This window comes from Vibrio sp. KUL78 (assembly GCF_059725505.1).
In genome coordinates, this window is sequence record NZ_AP045838.1 from 1,743,531 (window position 1) to 1,756,259 (window position 12,729).

Sequence of the window (12,729 nt, forward strand, 5' to 3'; positions counted from 1 at the left end):
ATGGTGAACCATAAATGACTTATAAATTATGAACTAAAATATCATAGGCAAATGATGACACTACTAGAGGCAATAAATAACCTTGTCGAATTACTATTTACTTCAAATGATTAATTAACTAGGAAAGGTGGACGCCTTCCTTTTTATAGCACCAATAGAAATATTCATATAAATAGTAACTGAAATAAGATGAGAGAAATTCATGAACCTCAATCATTTATCAAAAAAACTACCCTTTCTGATCCTTTCCTTAGTCTCTAGCGCCGCAATCGCCGAAGACTGTATTTCTGCTCCGATAAACCCCAAGGGTGATTCAAGCAAACTCCAAGCTGCGCTCCAACAAGCGACCAATACAGGCTCTGAACTGGTGCTTACGGGCACGTATTACATCAGTCAGGATACAAAAGTTTATTTGAGGAACGATCTTAAAGTAGATGCTAGTGAGGCTAGTTTTATTGCTACGGAGCAGTTGGATGGGGATATGTTTAGCTTCGATACGCATTCGTCAAAATCGGATGAGTGTGGCGGTGTGAGCGTACTAGCGAACTTCGATTGGACTGGTGGTACGTTCAATATGTCAAAAGCCAAGGTTTCTACTGTTGTTCCTCTTCGTCATAAGACCCCGGAAGGAAGAGAAGGAACAAAGCAGACAGCAGATGCGCTCTCAATTCGTGGTGCGACAAGCTCAGGTAAGAGCAAACTAAATGAACTACTCATAGAGAATATTGTTTTCATAGGCACTCAAAATGATACGGATCCTTACTACTTAGCGGGTGGAGATAGTGGAATTCTCATGACGGGAGCACTAAAGGCAATCATTAGAAACAACAGCTTCTTTGGCGTTCGTGATGCAGCAATCTATGTCTCTGCTGGGGGCGAGTCCGGAGAGTATGGAGACCACTTCACGCTCGTCAATAACTACGTAGAAAGAGCCTATGATGGCATAACTAGTAAACGAGGCGCTGATAATATCAAAATGCAAAACAATGTTATGAACGATGTCGTTGTAGGTCTGAGTATCAAAAGAGTGTATGACGGTTGGACTGCAACTAACGTGAATATCTCTGAAAATAGTGTGTCAAACTCAGTAAGACCCATCAGTGTCGAGCGTGCTAACGATGTGGTGATAGACAGTAATCGCATCGATAACCTTGGTTCGATTGTTGCCGACTCTCCTACGCCGACAAACAAGTATGGAAAACAATACGAAGGTATTGCGCTCAATGGGGTTCAGGGCAGTAATCGTGTGACAAAAAATATAATAAACGGAATCACGCAAGACGGTTCACGGGAGAAAGACACAACGACATGGGGTATCGTCCTTCGTCCGGAGGATGGTAGAGAAACGACGAATGTTGTTATCGAGGATAATAGCTATTCTAGACTCGATAAGTGGGTGAATAGAATATCGCTTTAGTTAGCATTTAGGAGAGCCTCTCTTTTTCGGAGTGGCTCTTCAAAATGTGTGATCATTATAAAGCTCAAACGCTATACAGGGTAATGATGATACCCGAGGTTCTTGGAAATGTTACGAGCAGCATGTTGTAATGAGTTGAGGTAATCGTGTTTTCTTTTTTCATCAAATCGATTAGTCGGAAAAGAGATTGAAATCGCTGCGACAGCTTCTCCAAATCGGTCAAACACAGGCACAGCGACGCATCGTAACCCCGGTTCTTGCTCCTCAATATCTTCCGCATAATGTTGATGCTTGACCCAATCTAGCTCAGCCAGGAGTTGCTCAACATTTTTAAGTGTTTTGTCTGTGTGAGCTTTGAATTCCACAGTAGCGAGAAGCCTCCTGATCTCGGGCTCAGATTGGTAGCTCATGAGAACCTTGCCAATTGCGGTGCTGTAGAGAGGGTTTCGTCGACCAATTCTTGAATGCATTCGAAAGCGATATTCTGAATCTATTTTGTGAAGGTAAATAATTGCGTCTTCATCAATGGCTCCCAAGTGAACAGTTTCATTAAAGGCACTGCATACAACTGTCATTTCCTTATTTGCAGCGTCGATTAAATCAACATGCTCAAGCGCTTTTGAACCAAGCTCAAATAGCTTCGATGTTAATAGGTACTTATCTTCCCCTCTTTTTTGATGCACAAATCCTAAACTTCTCATTGTTTGTAAAAAACGCAAGGTCGTCGCTTTCGACATTCTCAATTGTTTTGAGAGGTCAGTTAGACAGGTCTCTTTTTGGTCAGCCAAGGCAGAGACGATAGTGAACACCTTTAGTACTGAAGAGACAGCTCCAGGTTGGGTTGTTTTGTCCATTTCATGCCCTCTGTATTGGTTAACTCATAGAATAATCAAATATTGTCTTTCGAACTCTATAGTCTAATTTTGATGAACAATAGTTTTGAATTTAAGGCTGAGTTTTGCAGTCTTGACGGGCATATTTAGTACTGGTCTTTATGCGTTTGACCTAACTGGTGAATGCTCATAGGGGCGTTACGTTTGGATGTGTCTCTATGTGATCACTAAGCGACTTGGGTATAAATTTTTGATCAAACTTTATTGTCAAGCTATGACCTGTAGTTCGTGCAGTCTAATACAAAAATGATCAATCTATAGATATTAGTATCGTCATTGAAAGGCTAAAAGCTTAGTTTTTTGATCAGACTTTATTGTCCCCCGACAGAAAGGCAGCATAGAGAAATCTATGCTGCCTTTTTTGCTTGGAAGGCTATTTATGAGCTAGGTAAGCTAATATTTGGCTTACTGCCACATCACCAAAATCGCCGCAATAGACAGTAAAATCAGTGCGGTAATGTCCTTGCGAGCGACGCTTTGCCCCAGCCAAAAATAAGAAATCAAGATCATAAAAATGACTTCAACTTGTCCTAGGGTCTTTACGTAAGGAACTGCCTGCAATGACATTGCACTGAACCAACCGAGAGACCCAATAACGCTAGCGAGGCTTGTCAATATTACTAGCTTGGGCTTCTTGAACATCTGCACTAAGGTGTGACGCTCTCGCAGCAATAAGAAGCTGGTAATGATGATTGTCTGGAGCGAGATGACCAAAAACAGTACCCATGCAGCACTGTGGGGAAAGGGAAGTCCGATGCTCAAGCTTGCTTCTCGAACCCATAGTGACGTCAGTGCAAATGCGGTACTGCAGGACATACCCAAAAAGAAAATTTTTGGTGACAGGCTTCGCCAGCCCGATGAGCTACTCATAAGCAGAACACCCAGAGTGCCAATCAAAACGCCAATCCAACCGGTGACCGATAATACCGTTCCAAAAAAGAGGACACCGAGCACTGCCGATACAGGCGCCTCACACTTGGCCAATCCAGCCCCGACAGCATAGTTCTCCAACTTAAAAAGCAGCACCATTAATCCGGTGGCGAGTATTTGCATTAGTGCTGCAGCAATAATGTAAAACACGAACTCTCCCGAGAAAGTGGGAATAGCGACAGGCTGCCATTGATAAAGCGCAAAAAGATAAAGCAACGCGATTGGTCCTGCCCACAGAAAACGAGCAAGAGTCACACCAGCGACACTCATAGTGCCGCTGAGTTTGCTTTGAAAGGCGTTACGCCAAGACTGGCTAAATGCAGCAAGGAGAGTAAAGGCTATCCAACTGAAAGACATTATGGTTCCGGTGAATGTTTAAGCAGATGATTATGTTAGCAAATGCCAATGAGTTAAAGAACCAGTGAAAGACGGGGTATCAAAAGGATATGCTCCAGAGCTAGCGGAACATCAGTAATAGTGCTCTCCACGTTTAAGTGAAAAGCACTATTATCTTTAAGTCTCGGGACATTCAAATTAGCGCATGATATTCGTCATTTTTTGTAGATCTTGCCGTCATTGATTTCAGCGCGCTTTGCGTTGGCTCTCGTTCTCACCTCATAAAGCATGAAGGTGTTCCTATCGCGAGTCCATGGTTGTCCTGAATTCGCATCGTAATCGGAGGGCATTTCATAGCCAGCCGGAGCAAACGCCTCTAGCCCTGCCTCTCTTGCGGTATTGACCGCTCTCAAGTTGTGTTCGTAAAACGCTAGGACAATGGTTTTACCCATTTTTTCAAAACCGCCTGCTTGTTTAACTGCGTCAAGCGCTACTCCGGTTGTGTTCAAATAAATGAGCTCACCACCTTCGTTTACGGTGGGGTAGATTGGAAATAGTTTATCCTTTGCAACTCTATCTCCTATCTGCTGGGCGATTTCCCACTGTGCATAAACAGGCTTTCCTGTCTCCTTATGAAGCTCTACAGCAAGATCGGCCAATTGACCATTCATAGGCCCCGGAATCTGGTTGCCATTCTGGGCGTGTCGATTACCAAAAGCGAAAGCTAGAATGCTATCCGCTTCTTTTATATCGAGAGTTTCTGCGCGCCAAGTGAGCACATCCTCAATCAAAAATTCAGACAGCAATTTCGCAGCTTGTGGATCTTTGAGCTGCTCAACCAATCTAGCCTCCATCGCCATTTGTAATTGTTCATCGGTAAGTTGTGGTTCTGCTGCATTCGCGATAACAGATGCTGCCATTAGGCCTGCGAATAAGGTCGTTTTTATCATCTTCATAGAACTGCCTCCGATTTTTCGTGTTAGATATTTATGGTTCGGCTTAAGTGTAGATTCGTGAATCTGTGAGAACAAAAAAACACCAACTAAAAACCAAGATTAGTTAGCAAAACACCCTTCTATATCCTTAACTTTAAAAGAGGTTTGTGATTAAAGGCTGAGAGTATGACTGAGAAAAAGCGAAGCAGTGGAAATGAAACCAAAACTGAGTTATCGAAAAATGTATCAAAGCGTCCGAATGAAGCTAAGCCCAAGAAGAAGCAACGGGCAAAGCGTCGACTTTTTAATACGTTAAGATATCAGGTAGGCGTTCCGCCGACATTGGCTCTTATATTACCTTCTCTTGCTAAAGCCAGTGACGACATTGGAGATAACGGCGAGATTGTTGAAAATAGCGCTCTCACGCAAAAAAACACAGGGCCTCAAGAAGATACTAAGAACTCTGAGTCAGTTTTTAAGGCTACGTCTTCTCATGAGCATGAAGACATCGTCGCGGAAAGTCATAATAAAACAGATCAAACCCATCACGCTTTACCAAGTCGCCATCTAGCATTACACCACTACCCAATGCATGCATATACATCGCATCATATTTTGAATCAGTCAGGCATAAAGTCACAAGATAATACTCATCCTATCGGCGCAGCCCCATTTGTTGTCTCTAGCGAAAAAGTAGAACACTCTCATAAAACTAATAAACCGGATCACATTCATTCCGCACCCCAAATGTCAGGGCAATCGCAAAACGTAAAAGAGGATGGTGCTGTCTATCATGGGCATATGAAAGCGACCGATGTTGACCGCGATGCTTTAACTTATTCTATCTCCAATTCAATCGACGGCTTGTCGTTCAATTCCGATGGCAGTTATACCTTTGACCCGAGTCATGCCTCTTATCAGCATTTAGCAAAAGGGCAGACTGAGGTGGTTCAAACCACAGTGACTGTCACTGACAGTGCTCGGGGAACGCATAGTGAAACATTGCAGTTTCAAATCACGGGTACGAATGATGTAGCCAAAATAACTGGGCAATTCAGTGGCACCTTAACAGAAGATCACAATGTTGACAGTTCTGGTCTAATGCACGTCCATGGAAAGGTGGATGTGGTCGATGTCGATCAGGGAGAGTCTCATACAGTGCCTGAGGTCCTTCAGGGTAAATTTGGTGTACTAGATATAGATTCAGACGGGCATTGGCACTATCAAGTAGACAATTCTCTGCCTGCTATTCAACAGCTTGCTTCCGGCAATAGCATCACAGAGCAAATCGCAATCCACACGGTAGATGGAACCAGTCAGCTTATAGAGATTGTTATTGGAGGCACGTCAGATTCCGCGATCATTTCTGGTATAGACTCTGGTTCGGTGAAAGAAGACCTGAATGTCGTAAACGGGAGTGTTAAAACGTCTGGCGATTTATCTATATCAGATAGTGATCAAGGTCAGAATCATTTCCTATCACAAGCTTTGATAGGAAAATTTGGCACCTTGGCTATCGATGCCAATGGTCATTGGCAATATGAAGCCAATAATCAACAAACGGCACTGCAAGAATTAGCTAAAGGCTCTCGTCTACGTGAATCCTTTACTGTCTCTTCGGTAGATGGTACTCAGCATAATGTAGACATTCAGATAGATGGCACAAACGATTTGCCGGTGATGGCTGGCCAATCACAGTCAGTGAAAGAAGATGGCGCTGTCTTCCATGGTCAAATGGTGGGCACCGATGTTGACCATGACTTACTGACTTATTCTATCTCTAATCCAGTCGATGGCCTGACTTTTAATCCGGATGGCAGCTATTCGTTCGATCCAAGCCATGCGTCGTATCAGCATTTGGCAAAAGGTGACACCCAGGTTGTCACTACTATGGTTACCGTGACCGACACCGCTGGTGGTTCGCATCAAGAAGAACTCAAGTTCACCATTACAGGCACCAATGATTTGCCGGTGATGGCAGGCCAATTTCAGTCGGTGAAAGAAGATGGTGCGGTGTTCCAAGGTCAAATGGTGGGTACCGATGTTGACCAAGATTTACTGACATACTCGATCTCACATCCAGTTGATGGGCTGACGTTCAATCCAGATGGCAGCTATACATTCGATCCAAGTCACGCGTCGTATCAGCACTTGGCAAAAGGTGACACTCAAGCCGTGACTACAACGGTCACGGTAACCGATACAGCAGGTGGCACTCATAGTGAGGAGCTGAAGTTTACGATCGCAGGCACCAATGACTTGCCGGTGATGGCAGGCCAATCACAGTCAGTGAAAGAAGAGGGAGCCGTGTTCCACGGTCAAATGGTGGGCACCGATGTTGACCAAGACTTACTGACTTATTCTATCTCTAATCTAGTCGATGGCCTGACTTTTAATCCAGATGGCAGCTATTCGTTCGATCCAAGTCATGCGTCTTACCAGCAGTTGGCAAAAGGTGACACTCAAGTCGTGACCACCATGGTTACTGTGACCGACACCGCTGGCGGTTCGCACCGAGAAGAACTCAAGTTCACCATTACAGGCACCAATGATTTGCCGGTGATGGCAGGCCAATCGCAGTCGGTGAAAGAAGATGGCGCAGTCTTCCATGGCCAGATGGTAGCAACCGATGTTGACCAAGATTTACTGACGTACTCAGTCTCACATCCAATTGATGGCCTGACTTTCAATTCAGATGGCAGCTATACGTTTGACCCAAAACATTCGTCGTATCAGCATTTGGCAAAAGGTGATACTCAAGTCGTGACTACGACGGTGACGGTGACCGATACAGCCGGTGGTACTCACAGTGAGGAGCTGAAGTTTACGATTACAGGCACAAATGACATGCCTGTAATGGCAGGACAGTCTCAGTCTGTAAAAGAAGACGGAGCCGTGTTCCATGGTCAAATGGTGGGCACCGATGTTGACCATGATTTGCTCACCTACACCACTTCAAATCCAATTGATGGCCTGACGTTCAACCCAGATGGCAGCTATACGTTCGACCTAAGTCATGCGTCGTATCAGCATTTGGCAAAAAGGGAATACCCAAGTTGTCACCACCATGGTAACCGTAACCGATACGGCTGGTGGATCGCATCGAGAGCAGCTCAAATTCACCATCACAGGTACGAACGACTTGCCCGTGATGGCAGGTCAATCGCAGGCCGTGAAAGAGGATGGTGCGGTCTTCCACGGTCAAATGGTGGGTACCGATGTTGACCAAGACTTACTGACGTACTCTATCTCCAATCCAGTCGATGGCCTGTCATTCAACCCTGATGGCAGCTATACGTTCGATCCAAGTCATGCGTCGTATCAGCATTTGGCAAAAGGTGACACTCAAGTTGTGAGAACGACGGTTACGGTGACCGACACCGCTGGCGGTTCGCATCAAGAAGAGCTCAAAATCACCATCACAGGCACCAATGATTTGCCAAAGATGGCAGGCCAATCACAATCAGTCAAAGAAGATGGCGCAGTCTTCCACGGCCAGATGGTAGCAACCGATGTTGATCATGACTTACTGACGTACTCGATCTCAAATCCGATTGATGGCCTGACGTTCAATCCAGATGGCAGCTATACGTTCGATCCAAGTCATGCCTCCTACCAGCATTTGGCAAAAGATGACACCCAAGTTGTGACAACCATGGTGACGGTGACCGACAGCGCTGGTGGTTCGCACCGAGAAGAACTCAAGTTTACCATCACAGGCACCAATGATTTACCGGTGATGGCAGGCCAATCGCAGCCGGTGAAAGAAGATGGCGCAGTCTTCCATGGCCAAATGGTCTCAACTGATGTTGACCATGACTTACTGACGTACTCAATTTCTCATCCGATTGATGGTCTGACGTTCAATCCAGATGGAAGCTATACGTTCGATCCAAGCCATGCGTCTTATCAACATATTGGCTCTGGCGATAGTGAGGTGGTTAAGACTGTTGTGACAGTAACGGATTCTGCTGGAGGGCAAAGCCAGCAAGAGTTGTCATTTACAGTGCATGGAACCAATGATGCTCCGCATGTTTCCTCTAGTGTGACCCTACCAACGGGCGATGAAGATAAGCCGTATCTTATCCAAGCATCGAGTCTTCTTTCAAACGTTACGGATGTAGATACAAATGACTTAGCCAAATTGACGGTCGCTAATCTCGAAGCTCTTAAGCCTGACAGCACCCCTGCGGGAACCATTACAGATAATCACGACGGTACGTTTACCTTTACACCAGAGGCTAACTACAACGGCTCCGTTCACTTTTATTATCAAGTTAAAGACGCTCATGGTGGCGTGATGCTCGATCATGCGAGCACGTCTTTAAATGCGGTAGCGGATAATGCACAGATTAGCTACGCCGCGACCGATCAGCATAACTCTGGTGTAACTGAAGATAGAGGTTACATCGATACGCACGACAAGCTGCATTTTGAGGGCAAGCTGGATATTGTCGACCCAGATAAAGGTGAAGCAGAATTCGATATTAACTACGGACCGCAGACGTATACCGGTATTGGCTATGACACCAAGTTAGGCGGGCATATCTTACTGATGCGTGATGGGCGCTATGTTTACACTATTCGAGATCACCAGCCTCAGGTACAGTCTCTAAATGAAGGCGAGGTGCTCACTGATCAGTGCGTGGTTCGAGCAAAAGACGGTACCACGTTCACCATAGAAGTGAGCATACATGGTACCAATGATGCACCAACGCTAAGTGCTCAAACCCAGTCTGTAGTTGAAGACGGTAGCCGTCTGACTGGACAGATGCAGGGGCAGGATATCGACCACGGTGCGACGCTCAAATATTCCATAGCTCATGCTGTGGATGGACTGACATTCAATACCGATGGCAGTTATTCCTTTGAACCTTCTCATACTAGCTATCAACAGCTCAAAGACGGTGAGCATAAAGTCATTACCATTCCTGTCACTGTAACCGATGAACATGGCGCAAGCTCGACGCAAAACTTGACCATAAATCTCCAAGGCAAAGGAGACGCAGCAGTTATTAGCGGTGTGGATACGGGTGATGTTTACGAAAATCAAGCGGGACAAGACAAATCTCCTGATTATGCCCAGCCTGGTATCGGAGTCATTGGCCAAGATGCATTAACAGTAACGGGCAAGCTCACTATTTCTGATCCTGATACGGGTGAAAGCGTCTTTGATCCAAATGGAGGCACTTTTTCCTATAGCGGTAAATATGGACATCTGATGCTACTTTCGGATGGGCGTTGGAGCTATGGTGTTGCTGCTGGTACTCACGACTGGTACCGAGGAAACGCGAAAACGAATGTGGGTTCAGCGATAGACCAACTCGGCCTAGGAGAAACGCTCACCGATACGATCACTGTACATTCAAAAGACGGCACCACGCACGATATAGTGATCACTATACACGGGGATAACGACGCTCCTTACGTGTCTTCCGAAGTGGCTCTTCATTCAGGTAAAGAAGACGTTAGCCAAACTTTCACTAAAGCTGAACTGCTGGCCAATGCTGTCGATGTCGACCACAACGATTCTGGGTTGATGACAGTCGCCAACCTACTTGCTGATCATGGCTCTATCCGCGATAACCATGACGGAACCTACACTTACACGCCAGAACTGAATTATCACGGCAAAGTGCACTTTAGTTATGACATCAATGATGCGCACGGCGGGTCAACGCCTACTGGCGCGTCATTCGATCTTGCATCAGCCAATGACGCTAGTTTACTGGCAGCGGGGCAGGAGTCAGGAACGGTGACGGAAGATCACCTTCGATCTGGCACTTCAGGGCAGCTCTGGTCGGGCTGGACAAACCTGGATGTAACCGATGTGGATAGTGCTTCAGAGGCTGAGATCGCGTTTATCGAAGTCAATGGCGTCCAACATGCGGTACCGGCAGATTTTGCAATGAGTCTGACGGCAAATCATGGTTATTTCTCCACAACTCATAGTACCGACGGGCACAATAAATGGAGCTACACTGCCGATAATACGAGTTCTGAAATACAAGGACTGAAGACTGGACAGCAGCTTCAGGACACTATGGTTCTCATCACAAAAGATGGCACTCGAATACCGGTAACAGCGACGATCCAAGGGCAAGACGATCATGTCATTATTGATACCCCAGATGCGCTAACAGCAGCAATTGGAACAGCGGTCGAAGATATCAAAACGACGGTTGTAGGTATGCTGCAAGCACACGATCTCGATACGGGCGATCAAGTTACCTTTGAATTAGCTGGATCTGCTTCATCTCAAGCAGGTAGTTACGGCACCTTTTATGTGGATCGGGCTGGGCATTGGCATTACGACTTGGATGCTTCAAAAGTTGACTCACTTAGAAGTGGTGATGGCAAGGCTGAGGCGTTTGAAATAGTCGCAATCTCTAGTGATGGTTCCCGAGCGACACAAAAAGTAGAAATACTCGTAAAAGGCACGGATGATGCCGCAATCATTACTGGTCAAAGCACTGGCTCGGTGACAGAAGATGTTCATGTACAAGGTGATGCAAGACACACAGTCTTTACGGGTGGTGTTCTAAATGTAAAAGATCCAGATGTCGGTCAGCGTGGCTTTCACCATACCTTAAATGCTCATGCTATTAGCGACCCTTATGGTGGCAGCCTCTCAATAGACAAAGCAGGCGGGTGGATTTACAGCGTCCCGAATGGAAATTTACAGCATTTAGCGCAAGGTGAAACGGAGCACGTTCAATATCAGGTACAAACACTTGGCGGTGACACTCATGTGATTACCGTCGATATCGTGGGTACCAATGATAAACCGACTCTGACGGCGCAAACCAAAACGGTGAATGAAGATGGTTCGCTGCTTAATGGTCAGATGCAGGGAAGCGATACCGACCACGGCGCGACATTAACTTACTCAATAGCTCAATCAGTGGATGGGTTAATTTTCAATGCTGACGGCAGCTATACGTTTGATCCAACTCATGCAAGCTACAACCACCTAATTCAAAATCAAACTCAGACGCTCACCATCCCTGTTACCGTTACAGACGAACATGGTACGAGCACGACGCAAAACCTTGAGATTGTGATAATAGGTTCGAATGATGCGGCTAAAGTATCTGGCGTGGACACAGGTGACGTCCGTGAAAACCAAGCTGGTCAGGATATGTCTCCTGATTATGCACAACCCGGTATGTCGAAAATTAGTCATGATGCGCTGTATGCTAGCGGTCAACTGTCCATTGTCGACCCAGATACAGATGAATCGAAATTTGATACCAAAGGTGGCATCTATTCCTATCACGGTCAGTATGGTCACCTCTTACTTCGAGAAGATGGCCATTGGGACTACAAAGTCGCGGCAGGTCAGACTGATTGGCTAAGACAGGGTGCAAGCACCACTGTGGGGACGACTATAGATAAGCTAGGTATTGGCGAAACTCTGACTGACACCATTACCATTCAGACCAAAGATGGCACCACTCACGACATCGTCATAACCATTCATGGTGACAATGATGCGCCTTATGTCTCTGGCGAGGTGCAGCTCCATTCGGGTAAAGAAGACCTTCCACAGGTTATTACCCAAGCGGAACTGCTCGCTAACAGTGTTGATGTTGATCACAATGACCAAGGTCAACTGAGCATCGCCAATCTCGTTGCCGATCATGGCTCAATTCTAGACAACCAAGATGGCACTTATACCTTCACACCTGACAAAGATTATAACGGTCAAGTACACTTCAACTATGACGTTAAAGATGCTCATTCTGGTGTGACGCATACGGGTGCAAGGATGACCTTGGCACCGCAAGATGATGCAGCAACCATCGGCGGAAAAGATACGGGAGATGTCACCGAAGACCATAATTTGGCTTCGAGCGTCTCAGGATTAGCTGGACAGTTGGACACGTATGGCACACTCACGGTAACGGATCCAGACGCGGGCCAGTCGGAGTTTGATGCCAAGCTTTTAGCTAACGCTTATCACACCCCGCTCGGTGGGCGTTTGTACATTAATGACAGAGGCGACTGGGGTTACTCAATTGACAACAGTAAACCAGCTATCCAACAACTTGGGCAAAACGAAACCCTCACTGACACCATCACCGTTCACTCCAAAGATGGCACCACACACGATATCGTTATCACCATTCATGGTGATAACGACGCGCCAACAGTGTCCGCAGAAGTGCAACTCAACTCGGGCAAAAGAAGACTTAGTTCAAACCATTACTAAGGC

The 12,729-nt window shown here is 46.0% G+C and carries 5 protein-coding genes and 1 pseudogene; 3 read left to right on the top strand and 3 right to left on the bottom strand.

The features are described from left to right. Positions 1-202 precede the first annotated feature (202 nt). On the top strand, positions 203-1,417 hold the full coding sequence (locus tag AC6I8Y_RS24205) for a right-handed parallel beta-helix repeat-containing protein (protein WP_498022052.1): 1,215 nt from the start codon (positions 203-205) through the stop codon (positions 1,415-1,417). A gap of 71 nt (positions 1,418-1,488) precedes the next feature. Here AC6I8Y_RS24205 and kdgR read toward each other — a convergent pair whose 3' ends face one another. The 3 genes from kdgR to AC6I8Y_RS24220 form a co-directional block, all read right to left on the bottom strand. After that, the gene (kdgR, locus tag AC6I8Y_RS24210; protein ID WP_498022053.1) at positions 1,489-2,271 is read right to left on the bottom strand and encodes a DNA-binding transcriptional regulator KdgR; all 783 of its coding nucleotides are present in this window, start codon (positions 2,269-2,271) and stop codon (positions 1,489-1,491) included. Between the two features lie 444 nt (positions 2,272-2,715). Next, positions 2,716-3,597 carry a DMT family transporter gene (locus AC6I8Y_RS24215; RefSeq protein ID WP_498022054.1) on the bottom strand — a complete coding sequence of 294 codons (882 nt, stop codon included), beginning with the start codon at positions 3,595-3,597 and terminating at the stop codon, positions 2,716-2,718. Positions 3,598-3,791: 194 nt separating this feature from the next. Beyond that, on the bottom strand, positions 3,792-4,532 hold the full coding sequence (locus AC6I8Y_RS24220) for a hypothetical protein (RefSeq protein WP_498022055.1): 741 nt from the start codon (positions 4,530-4,532) through the stop codon (positions 3,792-3,794). A 726-nt stretch (positions 4,533-5,258) separates the two neighbouring features. Between AC6I8Y_RS24220 and AC6I8Y_RS24225 the strand changes: the two are divergent. Continuing rightward, positions 5,259-7,289, top strand: a pseudogene (locus AC6I8Y_RS24225) (VCBS domain-containing protein); the annotation flags it as partial. Between the two features lie 238 nt (positions 7,290-7,527). Further along, positions 7,528-12,726, top strand: a complete 5,199-nt coding sequence (locus tag AC6I8Y_RS24230; RefSeq protein WP_498022056.1) for a VCBS domain-containing protein — start codon at positions 7,528-7,530, stop codon at positions 12,724-12,726. Positions 12,727-12,729: the final 3 nt, after the last annotated feature.

Excerpts from the sequence above, each read along its gene's own strand:
- AC6I8Y_RS24230 (WP_498022056.1), top strand. The coding sequence starts at position 7,528 with ATGCGTCGTATCAGCATTTGGCAAAAAGGGAATACCCAAGTTGTCACC.
- AC6I8Y_RS24205 (WP_498022052.1), top strand. The coding sequence starts at position 203 with ATGAACCTCAATCATTTATCAAAAAAACTACCCTTTCTGATCCTTTCC.
- AC6I8Y_RS24215 (WP_498022054.1), bottom strand. The coding sequence starts at position 3,597 with ATGTCTTTCAGTTGGATAGCCTTTACTCTCCTTGCTGCATTTAGCCAG.
- AC6I8Y_RS24220 (WP_498022055.1), bottom strand. The coding sequence starts at position 4,532 with ATGAAGATGATAAAAACGACCTTATTCGCAGGCCTAATGGCAGCATCT.
- kdgR (WP_498022053.1), bottom strand. The coding sequence starts at position 2,271 with ATGGACAAAACAACCCAACCTGGAGCTGTCTCTTCAGTACTAAAGGTG.